Origin of the sequence: Mesorhizobium sp. YR577, from assembly GCF_900116595.1 — a bacterium.
Classification (GTDB): domain Bacteria; phylum Pseudomonadota; class Alphaproteobacteria; order Rhizobiales; family Rhizobiaceae; genus Mesorhizobium_M.
The window spans coordinates 53,003-70,927 of record NZ_FPBI01000019.1 but is presented as its reverse complement, the minus strand read 5'-3'; the positions used below and the strand labels follow the sequence as shown (position 1 = coordinate 70,927).

The 17,925-nt window shown below is 63.7% G+C and carries 14 protein-coding genes; 10 read left to right on the top strand and 4 right to left on the bottom strand.

Annotation, left to right across the window (positions count from 1 at the left end):
* Positions 1-74: 74 nt before the first annotated feature.
* The 5 genes from BM413_RS24155 to BM413_RS24135 all read left to right on the top strand — a co-directional run bounded on the left by BM413_RS24155 (position 75) and on the right by BM413_RS24135 (position 4,627).
* Positions 75-1,586 carry a sugar ABC transporter ATP-binding protein gene (locus BM413_RS24155; protein ID WP_091917412.1) on the top strand — a complete coding sequence of 504 codons (1,512 nt, stop codon included), beginning with the start codon at positions 75-77 and terminating at the stop codon, positions 1,584-1,586.
* 76 nt (positions 1,587-1,662) lie between these two features.
* Entirely contained in the window at positions 1,663-2,658 is a 996-nt protein-coding gene (locus BM413_RS24150) for an ABC transporter permease (protein ID WP_091917411.1), read from the top strand.
* A gap of 142 nt (positions 2,659-2,800) precedes the next feature.
* Positions 2,801-3,856, top strand: a complete 1,056-nt coding sequence (locus tag BM413_RS24145; protein ID WP_091917410.1) for a substrate-binding domain-containing protein — start codon at positions 2,801-2,803, stop codon at positions 3,854-3,856.
* A gap of 106 nt (positions 3,857-3,962) precedes the next feature.
* On the top strand, positions 3,963-4,208 hold the full coding sequence (locus BM413_RS24140) for a type II toxin-antitoxin system VapB family antitoxin (RefSeq protein ID WP_091917409.1): 246 nt from the start codon (positions 3,963-3,965) through the stop codon (positions 4,206-4,208).
* Positions 4,208-4,627: a type II toxin-antitoxin system VapC family toxin gene (locus BM413_RS24135; RefSeq protein ID WP_091917408.1), complete on the top strand. Its 420-nt coding sequence runs from the start codon at positions 4,208-4,210 to the stop codon at positions 4,625-4,627. Before BM413_RS24140 ends, BM413_RS24135 begins: the two co-directional genes overlap by 1 nt.
* Before the next feature lie 35 nt (positions 4,628-4,662).
* Here BM413_RS24135 and BM413_RS24130 read toward each other — a convergent pair whose 3' ends face one another.
* The 3 genes from BM413_RS24130 to BM413_RS24120 all read right to left on the bottom strand — a co-directional run bounded on the left by BM413_RS24130 (position 4,663) and on the right by BM413_RS24120 (position 10,381).
* A complete protein-coding gene (locus BM413_RS24130; RefSeq protein ID WP_091917407.1) occupies positions 4,663-6,720 on the bottom strand; it encodes a bifunctional aldolase/short-chain dehydrogenase in 2,058 nt (685 codons plus the stop codon).
* A gap of 50 nt (positions 6,721-6,770) precedes the next feature.
* Positions 6,771-7,739, bottom strand: a complete 969-nt coding sequence (locus BM413_RS24125; protein ID WP_091917406.1) for a sugar-binding transcriptional regulator — start codon at positions 7,737-7,739, stop codon at positions 6,771-6,773.
* A 326-nt stretch (positions 7,740-8,065) separates the two neighbouring features.
* A complete protein-coding gene (locus BM413_RS24120) occupies positions 8,066-10,381 on the bottom strand; it encodes a Tex family protein (protein WP_091917405.1) in 2,316 nt (771 codons plus the stop codon).
* Positions 10,382-10,582: 201 nt separating this feature from the next.
* Here BM413_RS24120 and BM413_RS24115 point away from each other — a divergent pair, with 201 nt between their 5' ends.
* On the top strand, positions 10,583-10,936 hold the full coding sequence (locus BM413_RS24115; protein ID WP_091917451.1) for a DUF423 domain-containing protein: 354 nt from the start codon (positions 10,583-10,585) through the stop codon (positions 10,934-10,936).
* Between the two features lie 5 nt (positions 10,937-10,941).
* Here BM413_RS24115 and BM413_RS24110 read toward each other — a convergent pair whose 3' ends face one another.
* Positions 10,942-11,604, bottom strand: coding sequence for a DedA family protein (locus tag BM413_RS24110; RefSeq protein ID WP_244538000.1), 663 nt, complete (start codon positions 11,602-11,604; stop codon positions 10,942-10,944).
* Positions 11,605-11,776: 172 nt separating this feature from the next.
* On the opposite strand from BM413_RS24110, the gene BM413_RS24105 reads away from it, so the two are divergent.
* The 4 genes from BM413_RS24105 to fhuB all read left to right on the top strand — a co-directional run bounded on the left by BM413_RS24105 (position 11,777) and on the right by fhuB (position 17,920).
* A complete protein-coding gene (locus BM413_RS24105) occupies positions 11,777-12,661 on the top strand; it encodes a helix-turn-helix domain-containing protein (RefSeq protein WP_091917404.1) in 885 nt (294 codons plus the stop codon).
* A gap of 148 nt (positions 12,662-12,809) precedes the next feature.
* Positions 12,810-14,987, top strand: coding sequence for a TonB-dependent siderophore receptor (locus BM413_RS24100; RefSeq protein WP_091917403.1), 2,178 nt, complete (start codon positions 12,810-12,812; stop codon positions 14,985-14,987).
* A gap of 106 nt (positions 14,988-15,093) precedes the next feature.
* Entirely contained in the window at positions 15,094-15,939 is an 846-nt protein-coding gene (locus BM413_RS24095; protein WP_244537999.1) for an iron-siderophore ABC transporter substrate-binding protein, read from the top strand.
* Complete coding sequence (gene fhuB / locus BM413_RS24090; RefSeq protein ID WP_091917401.1) at positions 15,932-17,920, top strand: Fe(3+)-hydroxamate ABC transporter permease FhuB; 1,989 nt, start codon at positions 15,932-15,934, stop codon at positions 17,918-17,920. Before BM413_RS24095 ends, fhuB begins: the two co-directional genes overlap by 8 nt.
* Positions 17,921-17,925 lie beyond the last annotated feature (5 nt).

Here is a 17,925-nt window from a genome sequence, read left to right as displayed (position 1 = left end):
CAATCTGTCAAATGTCAATCGTATTGACATTTGATGATGCGCTTCATAGCATCCCTGTCATTGGGAGGAAATGAATGGTCGAGGGTGCCGTGTTCCGCGCTGCGGGCCTGAAGAAATCCTTTGGTCCCATTCAGGTGCTTGGCGGGGTCGGGCTGGAGCTTCACGCGGGTGAGGTGACGGTGCTGATGGGCGCCAATGGCGCCGGCAAGTCGACGCTGGTGAAGATCGTCAGCGGCGTCTACAGCCTCGATGAAGGCGAAATCACCCTCGACGGAAAGCCCTTTCAACCGGCCACTCCTGCAGAAGCCATTCGCGCCGGCGTGGTGACGGTGCACCAGAACATTGCCGACGGCGTGGTCGCGGCCCTCGATGTCGCCACCAACCTCACGCTCGACCGGCTGAACGGCAAGGGCGCTCCGCTGCTCTTCAATCCACGCCGCGTGCGTCGTGAAGCGCGAAAAGTCGCCGATGCGATGGGCCTGTCGATCGACCTCGACGCCCAGATCGCCGACCTGTCGCTGGCGGACCGGCAGATGGTGGCGATTGCGCGCGCCATGGCGCATGAGCCGAAGGTGCTTATCCTCGACGAGCCGACCTCGTCGCTCTCCAGCGCCGAGGCGAACCGCCTGTTCAAGCTGATCGACCATCTGCGCGGGCGCGGCGTGGCGATCCTCTATATCTCGCATCGCATGTCCGACATCCGCCGGCTTGCCGACCGCATCATCAGCCTGCGCGACGGCGTCATTGCCGGCGTGTTCGGGGAAAAGCCGCTCGACTACGAAGGCGCGGTCAATGCCATGCTCGGCCAGAAGATCGGCCTTAGCGCGGTCGCCGTGCGCCATGCCGACGGGGCGATTTTTTCTGCCGAGCATCTGCGGATCGCCGAAGGATCGACGCCATTTTCGCTGACCCTCGGAGACGGCGAGATCGTCGCCATCACCGGCCTTGTTGGCGTCGGCAAAACGGCGCTGGCCGAAACGCTGTTCGGCCTGCGCAAGCCTTTGGCCGGCGCCATGAATTTGAATGGCCGGCCCTATGCGCCGAAATCGACCAGCGAGGCCATCAATGCCGGTGTGTTTCTCGTCGCCAAGGACCGAGCCGAGAACGGCATCGTCCACGACTTCAACATCTACGAGAATATGAGCCTGCCCTTCCTCCAGCGCCTGTCGCGTTTGAGCGTGTTGAAGCGCGGCGCCGAACGCGTCACGGCGCGTCAGCAGATCGCCGATCTCGGCATCGTCTGCCGCACCGAGCGCGACGAGATGGGCACGCTTTCGGGCGGCAACCAGCAGAAGGTGATGGTGGCGCGCTGGATGTCGCAGACCGCACGTCTGTTCATTCTCGACGAGCCGTTCCAGGGCGTCGACATTGCCGCGCGCCGCGACATCGCCGCCAAGCTGCGGGCAAGTTCCGCCGGCCGCGCCACGCTCATTTTCGTCACCGAGCTCGACGAGGCGCTGGAAACCGCCGACCGCATTCTGGTGATGTCCGAACACTCGATCGTCGGCGAACACCGCAATGCCGAAGTCGACATGGACCGGCTGCTCGCCGAGATCGCCGGCCAGCCGGTGCGGGGTGCGGCATGACGGCAGAAATATACAGGAGCCAGGACGGAATGCATTTCATGATGATTTCGGCGCGCGCCGGCGGAGGCTGCGCAGAATGACAGTGCGTGACCTTGCAATGCGCTACGGCTTTCTCGCCCTTCTGGCGGCGATGATCGCCTATTTCGCCATTTCGGCCAGCGGTTTCGTTTCGCCGCAAAGTGCGGTCTTCATCTTCCAGTCGGTCGCGATCACCGGCGTTCTGGCGCTCGGTGTCACCGCCACGCTGGTCGTCGGCGGCTTCGACCTGTCCATCGGCTCGGTCGCCACGACGGCGATGATGGCGGCTGCCTATGTCATGGTGGTGCTGGAGCAGAATGCGCTTGTCGCCGTCATCGTCTGCCTGGCCATCGGCGTCATCGTCGGCCTGATCAACGGCTTCCTGATCGTCTATATGCGCGTGCCGGACCTGCTTGCTACGCTCGGCATGATGTTCCTGCTGGTCGGCCTTCAGCGCATCCCGACCGAGGGCCGTTCCATCGCCACCGGCATGACCATGCCGGATGGCTCGGTGGCGAGCGGCACCTTCAGTCCGGCCTTCCTGGCGCTCGGACGGCACCGCTTCGATTTCTTCATTTCCAACCTGGTGCCGGTCTCGGTCGTTGTGCTTTTGATCCTCGCGGTGCTGATCTGGTTCTTCCTCGAATACACCCGTTTCGGGCGCATGATGTATGCGGTGGGCAGCAACGAACGCGCCGCCCAGCTCGCCGGTGCGCCTGTCAAGGCATACAAGATCTGGGCCTATGTGATTTCCGGCATTTTCGCCTCAATCGGCGGAATTTTGCTCGCGGCGCGACTTGGACGCGGCGACATCGCATCGGGTAACAATCTGCTGCTGGATTCCGTTGCCGCCGCACTCATCGGCTTTGCCGTTCTGGGCGCTGCAAAGCCCAACGCCTTCGGCACCGCGATCGGCGCGCTCTTCGTCGGCATCCTGTTGCAGGGGCTGACGATGATGAACGCGCCCTACTACACGCAGGACTTCGTCAAGGGCGTGGTTCTGGTGGTTGCGCTGGTCTTCACCTTCGCTTTGTCGAGGAGTGGCCAGAGATAGAGCATCGGACCGAAAAGTGGGTACCGGTTTTCGGAATAATCCGATGCTCATTCTAAGTGCTAGATCGTCCTTTGTGCGTCCAAATGGACGCACGGCGATCTAGGTCGATACTTTGAAATCAGGTTTTCAGTGGAGGAAAGTCATGAAGATCGATCGCAGAACTCTCGGTAAAATGGCAATGGGCCTGGTCGGCGCCACCTGCCTTATGCAATTGCCGGCCATGGCCCAGGACAAACCCGCGCCCTTCGACAATCCCGGCAACGTCAAGATCGCGCTGGTGCGCTATCTCTCGACCGGCGATTTCTTCCAGGCCTATCTGTCGGGCGTGGAAAGCCAGGCCAAGGCACTCGGTGTCGACCTGCGCGTGCTCGACAGCCGGCAGGACGCCGCCCTGCAGGCAGACATGGTCGACCAGGCGATCGCGCTTGGCGTTAACGGCATCATCATCCAGCACGGCCTGACCGAATCCATGAAGGAAGCGGCACAGCGCGCTGTCGATGCCGGCATCAAGGTCGTGGCCTTCGACGTAAATGTCGAGAACGACAAGATCCCGCAAATCGAGCAGTCGGACCGCGACCTTGCCCGGCTGGCGCTGGAGCAGGCGATCAAGGACAATGGCGAAAGCTGGAAGGCTGGTTATGTCTATGTCGCCGGCATCGCCCCGCTCGACCGCCGCAACGAGACCTGGGTGGACTTCAAGAAGAAATATCCGGGCATCGAGGAGAAGGCGATGTTCGGCACGCTGGACAACCCAATCGCCAATTCGGTCGCCAACCAGGCCCGCTCGGTGATTACCGCCAATCCCGACATCAAGGTGATGTTCGCCCCTTATGACGAGTTCGCCAAGGGCGTGAAGATCGCCGTCGACGAGGCCGGCCTGTCCTCCGACATCAAGATCTACTCGGCCGACATCTCGACCTCCGACATCGCCGCGATGCGCGAGAGCGGCAGCGCATGGGCCGCAACCGCCGCCACCAACCCGGCCGTCGTCGGCCAGGTCTCGGTGCGTGCGCTGGCGCAGCTGCTGGCCGGCGAAGATCCGGGCAAGAGCGTCATCGTTCCGCCGACGCTGATTACCCAGAAGGACCTCAACGACAACGACATCAAGAACATGGAAGACCTGTCGGCCAAGCTGCCGCAATTCGCCCATGCCGATGTCGCCATGCCGGCCTGGATGCCGAACCCGAACGCGAAGTAAGACGCGTTTTCTGAACGGAACGAGAAGGGGCGGCTCACGGGCCGTCCCTTTTTCTTGCGCGCTGGATATCCAAAGCATATATCTGGATATCTGAAGGAGATATCCGATGCCGCTGTTCATCCGGGACGAAGCCGTAGATCGCCTCGCAAGCGAAGTGCAGAACGCATTGAAGACCTCGACCAAGAAGGAAGCCGTCCGCATTGCGCTGGAGCATGAGTTGGAACGGGCGCGGCGACAACGTCCGCTGACCGAAGTGGTCGCCGACCTTCAGGCTAGGGTTGCAGCACTTGGACCCGGCGACCCGGACTTTGACATGAAGCGCTTCACCGACGAAATGTGGGGCGATATCTGATGTTCGTCGACGCCTCGGTAATCGTGGCCATCCTAAGCAAAGAATCTGACTGGGAAATAACGCTCCGAAGACTCGAAGCGCACGAAGCGCCGCTTTACATCTCGCCGCTGGTGCGTTTCGAAGTCGTTCAGGCTTTGGCCCGCAAGCAGGCCAGTCATTCAGCCAAGCCTTCGGCTGCGGCGATCGAAGAGGCCGATCTGATTCTCGACGCTTTTGTAGCGCGTCTGCGGATCGAAGAGATCCCAGTCTCGGCACAAATCGGCGCGCTCGCCGTCAAAGCCAGCATGCGCTACGGCAAGGCAGTCGGTCATCCGGCCGACCTCAACTTTGGCGACTGCTTCGCCTACGCCTGCGCCAAGGCGCTCGACGTCCGCCTTGCCTACAAGGGAAACGACTTCGCCTTGACTGATCTCGCCTGAGACGGCGGGTTCGCTACACCCGCCGCGCTGTATCCCTACCGCAACGCCGCCGCGATATTCCCGCCGTCGACGGTGGTCACATCAGCCGTCGTGCGTTCGGCCAGGGCCTGATGCAGGAAGGCCAATGCCACGTCCTCGGCCGTCACCTCCTGCCCGAGCAGATTGCCGGACATGTAGTCCTTTTCCGACAGGCCGCGCGCGGTCGAGCGGCTGACAATCATAGCGTCGGTGAGCAGGCCGGAGCGGATGCGGTCGGCGTTGACCGCGTTGGAGCGGATGCCGAGCGCGCCATATTCTAGCGCATATTGGCGCGACAGGAACAGCGTCGCCGCCTTGGGCAGGCCGTAGGCGCCAAATTTCGCCCCCGGATTGACTGCCTGCTTGGAAGCGTTGAACAAAAGCACGCCGCCGGTGCCCTGCTCCCTAAAGATGCGCACGGCGTTCTGCGCCACGCTCTGGTGAGCGAAGAAATTCAGCTCGAAGCTCTTGCGCAAAAGCGCATCGTCGATGTCGCCGATCGCGCCTTCCCAGGCAGCACCAGCATTCGATACGACGATATCGACGCCGCCATAGGTGGACACCGCCGCGTCGAAGGCTGCGCAAACGTCTTCCGGCCTGGTGATGTCGCCCCCGACACCGATGGAATTGTTGCCGGCCTTCTTGGCGACCTCTGCGGCCTTGGCCGCATCAAGGTCGACGACCACGACATGTGCGCCGGTCTGCGCGAAGAGTTTCGCCGTCGCAGCCCCGATCGCGCCCGCACCGCCGGTAACCAGCACCACCTGCCCGGTCAGCGGTTTCGGCTTGTTGGAGGCAAGCTTGGCCTGCTCCAGCGACCAATATTCGAGGCCGAACAGTTCAGCGGCGCTGAGCGGGTGGAAGTCGCCGACGGCTTCGGCACCGCGCACCGCCTCGATCCACATCTCGCCGACATCGGAAGCGATCTTGGCGTCCTTCAGTGTGCGGCCATGGCCGAACATGCCGAGCCCCGGCACCAGAGACAGGCGCGGCATCGGGTCGAGCATGGTGCGCTCGACATCGTCCAGCGCATTGTTGGTGTCGAAATAGCTGCGGTAATCCTTCTCGAAGGCTGCGACATGCTCGCGGATCGCCTTCTTGTAGTCGCCGAGTTTTTCCGCGTCCGGCGCCGGCAGCACCATCGGCCCGGTCTTAATGCGGATCGACAGATCGGGCGTGCTGACGCCCTGCTTCGCCAGTGCTGCAAGGTTCGGCCGGTTGAGTAATTCGATGATCGCGGGCGAGGTGCGGAAGTCACTGACCATGCGATCGAAGCGGCCCTCGCCACGGTCGAAGGCAACCGCGCCGCGCAGGAAAGAGGCAAAGTCGGCCGGCTTGGCGAGCGTCTTCGGAAGCTCGATCGGCTTCGGCGCAGGCTTGCCACTTTTGGCGATGAAATCCTCGGCTACCGTCACATGATGGATCATGCGATCGTAGGCTTCCTTCGCGTTGTCGCCGAAGGTGAAGATGCCGTGCTTGTCGAGGATCAGGCCTTCGACGCTGGTATCGGCCTCGAACACTTCGGCTGCCGCCTTGGCGAGATCGAAACCGGGCTTGATGTAGGGCACATAACCCATCTTCGGGCCGAACACCTTGCGGATCAGCGCCTCGCTGTTCTCGCCCTGGTCGACGATAGCAAGCACGGCGGTCGAGTGGGTGTGATCGACAAATTTATGCGGCAGGAAGGCGTGCAGCAGCGTTTCCACCGACGGATTGGGCGACGAGGGATCGATGAGGTTGGCGCGCTGCAGCGTCACCATATCCTCGTCGGACAGTTTGTCGAGCGCACGCGCCTTGAGCAGCGATCCCATCTTCACCGCCGGCAGGCCCTGCGGCTCGATGACGGCCATGTCCCAGCCGCTGCCCTTGACGCACAGCACGTCCCATTCGTCACCGATCAGGTCCTTGACCCGCATCTTGGCCGAGGTGTTGCCGCCGCCATGCAGCACCAGCCGCGGCTCGCCGCCGAGCAGGCGCGTGGTGTAGACGCGCAGCGCCAGATCGCGCGCGACGCCTTTCTTGGCATAGACCTCGACAAGCGCCTCGGCGTCGGCGTCATTCCACAGGTTCTTCATTATCTCTTCCCGTATTGCGTGTTCGCTTGAAGGTTCGTTGATTTGTCGAGTCAGGCTGAAGCCCTGACCGAAGGCTTTGCGGCGCGTGCCAGCAGCCGCCGCGCCATCTCAGCGGTGATAACCAGATGGGAACACAGGCCGCCGGCAAGGGCTGCGAGCAGCGGTTCGAGCTTGCTGTCTTCCTGGATCACCACCATGCGCCGCCTGATTGCCCGGATCGAATTGAGGTCTGCCGAAATGACCCGGCGATTGTAATCGCAGTCGAGCAACTTTCCGTGACGGTCGATCATCTGGCCGGCGACGACGCCGGCCGCACCATTGTCGCGTAGCGCATGCACCTCGCTCGGGCTCATCGCGCCGCATTTGACGACATGGCTGTCCTCATCGACTGTGCCGATCGAATAGAGCGCCAAGGCGCAGTCGGCCACGCTTGCCAGCTGTTCGCGGATAACCGGCTCGTCGCGCAATTCCTGCGCCAGCCGCTCGGAGCTCAGCACCAGCGGCGCATAAAAGTTCAGGCCCTTGGCGTTGAGCCGGCGGGCGATCTCCATGGTGCACTGGTCGGGCCGGTAGGAATAGGGCGCGCCGAGATTGCCGCAGAGCTGCACGACCGTTACGTCCTGAAGGTCGGCGAAGGGCATGACGTCGGCCATGGAGTAAACCGTGCGGCCCCAGGCGACGCCGATGCGCTGGCCGCGCTGGACCAGTTCGAGAAAGACGCTCGCCGCCACCACCGGCACTTCGGCAGCGGCATCAGGGGCATCGCGCTCGGGTGAAACCACCCATACGGTGTCGAGGCCGAAGGCGTCCTCGACCTCGCGCGCCAGCACGTCCTGGCTGAAAAGCTGCGTCGAAGTCGATATGGTGACGATGCCGGTGTCTCGCGCCTTGCGCAGATACATGGCGACAGACGCGCGCGAAATGCCGAGCTGCTTTGCGACCTCGTCCTGGCGAAGGCCATGCGTATAATAGAGCCATGCGGCCTTGTGGATGATCTGATCTGTCGCCCGGATCGCCATCGCTCCGCTCTCCCATTTTTTACATTATTCACCGAGGCTGACAAAAGTCAATCGACCGCGCTTCTGTCGAGCGAAGGGTGGTCGCATGTGCGTTGTCTGATGGCTCGAGCTGGATGGAACCACCCCCACCCCTAGCCCCTCCCCGCAAGGGGGAGGGGGACGATTTCGTCGTTTTAGTCACCACGAACGTTGACGATTGAGGCTGGTCGGGCGTGCAACAAAGTCCCCCTCCCCCTTGCGGGGAGGGGCTAGGGGTGGGGGTGCTTCCGGAGAGGATGCTCTGTGATTGAGCGCGAAACCCACGCAACGCCAAGGCTTCCGGTGACCTACTTCCGCTTCATCGCCTCGGCCAATGCCGCGCCGAAAGCGCCCTGCCCGCCCTTGTCGGATGAAGCCGGCTTGCTGAACGATTTGCCACCACCACGCGGTGGCGAGCGATCATCCCGGGACGGCGCTGCGGGTCTCGCCGCGCCATCGTCATGCTTGCGCATGGTCAGGCCGATGCGCTTGCGCTTGATGTCGACATCGACGACGCGCACCTTGACCACGTCGCCGGCCTTCACGACCTCATGCGCGTCCTTCACGAAGCGGTCGGCAAGCTGCGACAGGTGCACCAGCCCGTCCTGATGCACGCCGATATCGACGAAGGCGCCGAAGGCGGCGACATTGGTGACGGTGCCTTCCAGCACCATGCCCGGCTTCAGGTCCTTGATGTCGTCGATACCGTCGGCGAAGGTCGCGGTCTTGAATTCCGGGCGCGGGTCGCGGCCCGGCTTTTCCAGCTCGGCGATGATGTCGCGCACCGTCGGCAGGCCGAAGCGCTCGTCGACGAAGACGCGCGGGTCGAGCGCCTTGAGGGCGGCGCTGTCGCCCATCAGCGTGCGCAGGTCGCGGCCGCAGGCGGCAACGATCTTCTTGGCGACGCCATAGGCTTCGGGATGGACGGCGGAAGCGTCGAGCGGCTCGGCGCCGTTCGGGATGCGCAGGAAGCCGGCGCATTGTTCGAAGGTGCGCTGGCCGAGCCGGCTGACCTTCAAGAGGTCCTTGCGGCTGGCAAACGGCCCCGTCGCGTCGCGATGCGCGATGATGGCTTCGGCAAGCGAGGAACCAACGCCCGACACGCGCGCCAGCAGGGCGGCGGACGCCGTATTGAGATCGACGCCGACGGCGTTCACTGCATCCTCGACCACAGCCTCAAGCGAGCGGCCGAGACGATACTGGTCAACGTCGTGCTGGTATTGGCCCACGCCGATGGACTTCGGCTCGATCTTGACCAGTTCGGCCAGCGGGTCCTGCAGGCGGCGTGCGATGGAAACGGCACCGCGCAGCGAGACATCGAGATTGGGGAACTCATTGGCCGCCATTTCGGACGCCGAATAGACCGATGCGCCGGCCTCGCTGACGATCACCTTCAGCGGCTTGGGCGACGGCATGTCCGACAGCATGTCGGCGACGAGGCGCTCGGTCTCGCGGCTGCCGGTGCCGTTGCCGATGGCGACCAGCTCGACCTTGTGCTTTGTGATCAGCCGCGCCAGTTCGGCCTGCGTGCCGCGCACATCGTTGCGCGGCGGGAAGGGATAGACCGTAGTGGTATCGAGCAGCTTGCCGGTCTGGTCGATGATGGCGACCTTGACGCCGGTGCGGATGCCGGGATCAAGCCCCATCGTGGCGCGCGAGCCGGCGGGAGCCGCCAGCAGCAGGTCCTTGAGGTTGCGGGCAAAGACCTTGATCGCTTCCTCCTCGGATTTTTCGCGCAGCTCGCGCATCAGGTCGAGCGAGAGTGACAGCGACAGCTTCACCCGCCACGTCCAGCCGGCGACTTCGGCCAGCCACTGGTCGCCCGCCCCTCCCCGGCCAATGCCATAGGCGTCGGCGATCATGCGCTCGACCGGCTTCACCGGCGAGGTGTCGTCGGCATCGACCTCGATGTCGAGCGACAGGAAATCCTCGTTGCGGCCGCGCAGCATGGCGAGCGCGCGGTGGCTCGGCACATTCGCCCAGCGCTCGACGTGCTCGAAATAGTCGGAAAACTTGGCACCAGCCTCCTGCTTGCCGTCCACGACCTTGGCGCGCAGGAAGGCGCGCTCCTTCATGTGGTTGCGCAGGCGTCCCAGCAGCTCGGCGTTTTCAGCGAATTGCTCGGAAATGATGTCGCGCGCGCCATCTAGCGCGGTCTTCACGTCCGGCACATCGTCGGTGAGATAGGCGACTGCCAGTTCCGCAGGCACCGCCGCTCGATTGGCAAGGATCGCCTCGGCCAACGGCGCAAGCCCACGCTCGCGGGCAATTTCGGCGCGGGTGCGGCGCTTGGGCTTGTAGGGAAGATAAATATCTTCCAGCTCGGCCTTCGTGGTGATGGCGGCAATCGCCGTTTCCAGCTCTTCCGTCAGCTTGCCCTGGCTGCGGATCGATTCGATGATGGTGTCACGGCGCGCATCGAGCTCGCGCACATAGATCAGCCGCTCGGCCAGAAGCCGCAGCTGCGTATCGTCGAGCCCGCCGGTCACCTCCTTGCGGTAGCGCGCTATGAACGGCACCGTCGCGCCCTCATCGAGCAGTCCGATGGCTGCCGCGACCTGTTCGGCCCGCGCGTTGACTTCGGTGGCGATGATAGCGGCGATGCGTTTGACGTCTGCGGCCATGTCTTTCTCACTGTCGGCAATGGGGCGGCGACCATAGGTCGGTTCGCGGGCGAAAGCCAATCACGCAAAAGCGCTGTCAAAATGCCGCTCCACAGGAAAGCACCGCGACATCGTGGTCGCTCGTCGGCAGGTGCCAGCACCCCGGGGCCACGCTATAGCTGAAACGACACCCGTTCTCACGCGATGAAAGCGAGAAAGATCATGCAGAAAGACCGTTTTCTAGTCGGGGCCGGCGGCCTGTGCGGCGTCGCCGGCGTAGCGCTCGCGGCATCGGCTGCCCATGCCGGCGGTGCGTTCACCGGCACGGTGTCGTCCTTCCTGATGACGCATGCGCCGGTGTTTCTCGCGATCGGCCTGTTTGCCGGCGGGCGTTTCCTGCGCATCGGCGCGATTGTGCTTCTGGTCGGGCTGGTGCTGTTTGCCGGCGATCTTCTGGCGCGCGATTTTCTCGGCGGGCGGCTGTTTCCCTTCGCAGCGCCCGTCGGCGGTACTTTGCTGATTGTTGGCTGGGTTCTGATCGCGGCGTCGGCCCTGCTGCCAACAAGGACTGAATAGGCGACCTACTCGACCCGCGCTAATCCACGTTTGGCGCGCCTGGTCGGCCGCCGTCCAAGAAGCTTTACGCCGACGATTGCAGCCACCGTGCCGCCTACTGTCATGAATATGGCAAGGCCGAGCCAGCCCGTCTCGGACATTGTGCCGATATTGGCCTCCATCAGGCCATGGACGGCAAGAAAGCCCGGTGCGATCATCACCGGCGCCCAGACGGCGGCGGAAAACATGTTGGCAAGCTGAAACCGCCGGCTGTCCATGCCCATCATTCCGGCGACCACGGGGATGGTGCACCGGATCGGCCCGAAGAAGCGCCCGAAAAACACCGCCGCAAAACCATAGCGCCGGAAGAACAGCCGCGCCCTGGCAATGCCTTCGCGATAATTGGACAGCGGCCAGCGGTAGACGAGGCCGGGGCCGAAACGGCGGCCCAGCAGATAACCGACGAAATCGCCGGCAACGGCGCCGGTAAAAGCGCCAAGCAGGACCGGCAGCGGATCGATCACGCCCGAAGCGATCAGGCCGCCGACCAGCAGCAGGAACGGCGTCGCCGGAATGAGCACGCCGACGATGATGGTCGATTCCCCGAAGGCAACCAGGGCCATGACGACACCGGCCCAGGCCTTGTTGGCCTCGATGAAGGTTCCGAGATCGGCCGCGAATTCCTGCACTGTTTCTCCACTCGCCGTTTCGCGAGCCAGGATGATCCGCGTTCGCGGCAGACAATCGGGAAGCGCGCCCGCCGCGTCAAGGCGCTATAGGACGCATGCGCCAGTCAAAAACTTGACTTTTAGGCACTAGTTTTAGTAAAAATCGACATAGGCAGGTTCGGAAACGCAGCCAATGACATTCCACCCCAAAATGCAGAGCAGGATCGAAGGGATCACCGTCGTCGGCGACCTTCGCTGGCGTGCATGGAACGGGGTGATCGCCGATGTCTGGAGCGTCGAATGCACTGAGGGTGCGGGCGGCGAATATGTCTCGCCGGACCCGCGCCTCATCGTCGTGCTCGACAAGACCGGCGATGGCGGCATCGATGTGGTGACGACGCCGGGCCGTTACCGGGGCAACCCATCGGAAATCGGCAATCCGCTCTGCTATGTTCCGGCCGGCTTGCGGGTCTGGTCGCGGGTGGAGAACCTTCGTGCCCTCAGGCATCTCGACCTGCATTTCGACATGGCCACGCTCGGCACCCGCTTTGCCGACGAACTCGACGGCTATGCGGTCGAGACGCCGCGCCTGATGTTCTCGGACGAGCGGGTGCAGAGCCTCGCCCGGCTGATTGCCGCCGAATGCACCAATCCAAGCGGCCTCAACGATCTCTATGGCGATGGGCTGACGACGGCGCTGTTCTTCGCTTTGCTCCAGATCGGGCAGCGGAAGGAGCGCAAGCGCAGCCAGCTGCCGCCCCGCCAGCTTCGCCGTGCGATCGACTACATCGAGGACAATTGCCTGCGCAACATCCGCCTTCAGGAACTGGCCGACCTGACCGGCCTGTCGCAATCCTATTTCAGCCACGCCTTCAAGGCCTCGACGGGCATGGCGCCGCACAAATGGCAGATGCGCGCGCGGATCGCTCGGGTGAAAAAACTGCTCGAGCGTCCCGAAACGTCGCTGACGGAGGTGGCAACCGCTGCCGGGTTCGCCGACCAGGCGCATTTCACCCGCGTTTTCAAGCGCATGGTCGGAACCACGCCGGCAAGCTGGCAACGCGGTCACGCTGCATAGAACAGCCCAAAAACGTTCAATTCGCGCCCGCAACGTTCAATCCCGTTCAAATAACTTGATATAGACACTCATCTTATATTAGTCAGGCCGCAGACGGTTCCCCTCGAGAGGTTCGGGGCCTTTCGGCCCTATTCCGGGGTGGGTGACAATGACGGGCATTTCCAGACGCAACTTTGCGACAGTTCTCCTGAGCAGCACGGCAGCTCTTGCCGCGCTGTGGCCAATGGCAGCGTCGGCGCAGCAGGCCGATAGTGCGATCGTCCTCGACCAGGTGGTCGTCGAGGGGCAGACGCAGGATGGCTCTGCCACCGGCCCGGTGAAAGGCTACGTCGCCAAGCGCACGGCGACCGGCTCCAAGACCAACACGCCGATAAAGGAGATCCCGCAATCGGTCTCCGTCATCGGCCGCGAAGAAATCGACGACCAGGGCGCGCAGAAGGCCGACGAGGCGCTGCGCTATACGGCGGGCGTCTTCTCCCAGCCCTTCGGCCCGGACAGCGACACCAACTGGATTTTCATTCGCGGCTTCCAGGCGACCGCTACCGGCATCTATCAGGATGGCTTGCAGCAATACAGCTATGCCTTTGGCGGCGTCTTCGTCGACTCCTACAATCTGGAGCGCATCGAAGTGCTCAAAGGGGCCGCCTCGGTCCTCTATGGCGGCAGCAATCCGGGTGGCCTGATCAACTATGTCAGCAAGCGTCCGACCGGCGAGCGCCTTCGCAAAATCGAAACCGGTGTGAACGACGCCGGCAATGCCTATCTCGGCTTCGATATCGGCGACAAGGCCAGCGACGTGGTCGATTACCGGGTCAGCGGGCGGATCGCCGGCGGCAACACCTATTCGGATTTCGCGGACGGATTTCGCGGCTCGGTTTCGCCAAGCCTGACCTGGAAGCCGGATGAACAGACCAGCTTCACCCTGTTGTCGAACTTCACCTATATCGACGAAATTCACAATGGCGGCGCCTTCCTGCCCTATATCGGCACCGTGGTCGATGCACCGTTCGGCCGCATCCCGCGTGACGCCAACTACACGGAGCCGAGCCTCGATTCCTACCTGCGCAAGCAGGCATCGATCGGCTACGAATTCGAGCACACTTTCGACAATGACTGGACCGTGCGGCAGAACGCCCGCTACCTCCACGCCGACATCAGCGAAGTCAGCCTCTACCCCAACGGCTATGCCAGCCCCACCGAACTCGCCCGGATCAATTTCGGCCACGACACGCAGGTCAACAGCTTCCTCATCGACAATCAGATACAGGGGAAGGTGCAGACCGGCGCGATCGAGCACACGATCCTGGCCGGCATCGATTACAAATATTACAATATCGATCAGGTGCAGTCGTCGGCGATATTTGGCACGACCACGCCGATCGATGTTCTCGACCCCATCTATGGCGTGCCGCAAACCCCTCGCGTGAGTTACCTCAACCAGGATCTCAAGCAGAGCCAGCTTGGCCTCTATGTTCAGGACCAATTGCGCTTCGCAGACGGCTGGCTGGTTACGCTCAACGGGCGTTATGACCAAGTGTGGACCGACGCCAAGAACCGTCCGACATTCTACGCACCGACGCAGAACAACACGATCAACAGTGATGATGGCGAGTGGTCCGGTCGTGCCGGTCTGGCCTACGAGTTCGACAACGGCATCACGCCCTATGCCAGCATCGCCACGTTCTTCAATCCTACCATCGGCACCAACGCGGCCGGTGCGCTTTTCCAGCCGGAAACCGGCACGCAATATGAGGTCGGCGTCAAATATGTGCCGACATCCTTCGACGGCCTCTTCACCGTCGCCTTGTTCGACCTGACCCGGCAGAATGTTCTGACTGCCGATCCAAACAATATCTTCGCGCAAGTCCAGACGGGTGAGGTCCGCTCACGCGGCATCGAACTCGAAGGCAAGGCAAACATCACCGACAATCTGAAGGTGACGGCGGCCTTCACCGCAATGGACATTCAGATAAGAAAAGACACGAATCCGGACGTAATCGGCAAAACGCCCTTCATCGTGCCGGAGCAGCAGGCATCGCTCAGCCTCGACTACACTTTCGACCAGGATACTGCACTGGAAGGCTTCAGCGTCGGCGGCGGCGTGCGTTATGTCGGCTCGTCCTGGGCCGACAACGAGAACACCTTGAAAGTGCCGTCGGCGACCGTCTTCGATGCCAAGCTCGGCTACAAGAAGGACAATTGGGGTGTCGACCTCAACGTCACCAACGTCTTCGACAAGGCCTATGTGGCGAGCTGCCAGACGGAGCTCTCCTGCGGCTATGCCGAAGGGCGATCGTTCAAGCTGAAGGCCAATGTCAGCTGGTAACAAGCCATCATCCGAAGCTCTGCCGCGGGGACGGGTAACACCGTCCCCGATGGCTTATGGAAAAGGCCGGACTGCGATAACCAGACGCCAGGCCCTGGCTGCGGCGATGGGCGCATTTTTCATGCCGCTTGCGGCGCGTGCATCCGGCAGGCGCGTCGCGGCGATCGACTGGGCCGTCCTGGAAACCGCGCTTGCGCTCGGCGTCGTGCCGGTCGCTGCGACCGAACTCATCCAGTTCCGCAAGATCGTGGTGGAGCCGGAGGTTCCCGAAAGCGTCGCGGACATCGGCCTGCGCGGCACGCCGAATTACGAATTGCTGCGCACTCTGGCGCCAGACCTCATCCTCAGCTCCAATTTCTACGAAGGCCAGCGCGGCAGCCTGGAGCGCATCGCGCCGGTGTTTTCCGTGCCGGTCTATGTGCCGGGCACGCCACCTTATGCGCTTGCCGAGGAGGCCACGCGCGCGCTCGGCAAAGCGCTTGGCTACGAGACGGAGGCTGAAAGCCTGATCGCCGAAAGCGCCGACCAGATCGCAGGCCTGCGCCGGGCACTTGCCGAATATGCCGACCGCCCGGTCTTCGTCGTCAGCATCGGCGACGCACGCCATTTCCGCGCCTTCGGTGCCGATTCGATGCCGGGCGACGTGCTTGCGCGGCTCGGCTTCGAAAACGCCTGGCAGGACGCCACCAGCTATTCCGCCGCCGCCCCGGTCGGCATCGAAGCACTGGCGCGGGTGGCCGAGGCATCGCTCGTCATCGTCTCGCCCGTCCCGCCCGAGGCGCGCTGGACGCTCGGCGAAAGCGCGCTGTGGAAGGCGCTGCCGATGGTCCGCGAAGGCCGCGTCGCGACGATCGAGCCGGTCAACCATTTCGGCGGCCTGCCGTCGGCGCGGCGTTTTGCCCGGTTGTTCGGCGAAGCGATGTTCGAACGCAAGGCGACTGCAAATGGCTGAGCGCGCGACGATCGCCTTGCGGCCGCCATTGCTCTGGGGCGCTCTCGCCGTGCTGGCAGCCGGTCTGCTCGGCGTGCAGGTTTCAAGCCATCTTGCGACAGCCCGCATCTCCGCGCCCGACATTGCCGCCCTCGACAACGTCATCCTGTTCTACAGCGTGCTGCCACGCGCCGCCGTCGCTCTCATAGCTGGGGCTGCACTCGGCCTTTCCGGCCTGCTGTTGCAGCGCGTGTTGCGCAACCCGCTGGCCGAGCCTTCGACGCTCGGCGTCGCAGCCGGCGCGCAACTGGCCATGGCGGCTGCGACCCTCTATGCGCCGGTGCTGATGGAGAACGCCCGTGAAGGCGTCGCATTGGCAGGCGGCATCACGGCTGTCGCGCTCATCCTGGCCCTGACATGGCGGCGCGGGCTGGAGCCCGTCTCCGTGGTGCTGGCCGGCATGATGGTGGCGCTGACGGCCACGGCTGCCAGTGCCGCACTCATCCTCGCCAATGGCGAATACATGTTTTCGCTGTTCATCTGGGGTGGCGGCGCGCTTGCCCAGCAAAGCTGGGGACCGACGATCGACATCACTATGCGGCTTGTGCTCGCTGCAATTGCGGCAGTGCTGCTGCTGCGCCCGCTGACCATTCTCGGGCTGGACGACGCCAATGCCCGCAGCCTCGGCGTCGCCCTGCACGGGACGCGTCTGCTTGTCATCGCCATTGCCGTTTGGCTGGCAACGACGGTGACGGCGGAGGTCGGCGTCATCGGTTTCGTCGGGCTTGCCGCGCCGGCGCTTGCCCATCTCAGCGGCGCGCGTTCGCCGCGCGAGAAGCTGATCGCCGCTCCCCTCATCGGCGCGATCCTGCTGTGGCTGGCCGACGGGCTGGTGCAGCTTTTCGCAGGCGGTGGCGGCGAGCGCGTGCCGACGGGTGCGGCGACAGCCCTTCTTGGCGGACCGCTGCTGTTGTGGCTGCTGCCGCGCCTCCGGATGTTCGAATGGCCGGCGATCAATGCACGGCAGCAGATATCGCGCCGGACACATCGGCCATTCATCCTGATCGCAGCTCTCGCTCTGTGCACATTGGCCATTGCCGGCATCGCGCTCGCTATCGGCCGCGATCCGGCCGGCTGGAGCCTCGCCACCGGCGATCTCTTCGCCGACCTTCTGCCATGGCGTGCGCCGCGCGTGGTGATAGCTGCCGTCGCCGGCATGATGCTGGCCGCAGCCGGCACGATCCTGCAGCGTGTCACCGGAAATCCACTTGCCAGCCCCGAAATCCTTGGCGTCGGCACCGGTGCGGGCGTCGGCCTGGCGGCCGTGCTTTTCCTTTTTGCAGCGCCCGACCTCGGCACTCAGCTGGCCGGGTCTGCCATTGGCGCAATCGCCGTGCTGGCGGCGATGCTGGTCATCGCCGGCCGCAGCGGCTTCGGCCCGGAGCGCCTGCTGCTTGCCGGTGTCGCCATGGGCGCGCTGTGCAGCGCCGTGCTCACCGCCATCATCGCCACCGGCAACATGCAGGCGTTCAGCCTGCTGCGCTGGCTCAGCGGCTCGACCAACCAGGCGACCCCGGAACAGGCATGGTTCGCCGTGCTTGCCACCGTGGTCCTGCTGGCTCCGCTGCCGCTGATGGCGCGCTGGCTGGAGATACTGCCGCTCGGCTCCACCACGACGCATGCGCTTGGCCTGCCCGCGCGCGGCAGCCAGATCGCGCTGACGCTCGCTGCCGGCCTGCTGACGGCAACCGCCTCGCTGTTCGTCGGCCCACTCAGCTTCATCGGGCTGATCGCGCCGCATCTGGCGCGGCTGATCGGCCTTGTCCGCGTGCTGCCGCATCTGGCCGGCGCGATCCTGATCGGGGCAGCACTGATGATCCTTTCCGACTGGCTGTCGCGCATGGCGGCCTTCCCCTACCAGCTGCCGCTCGGCCTGTTCGCCTCGCTGCTCGGCGGTCCCTACCTCGTCTGGCTTCTCGGCAGAGGCCACAGCCAGAACTGACATGA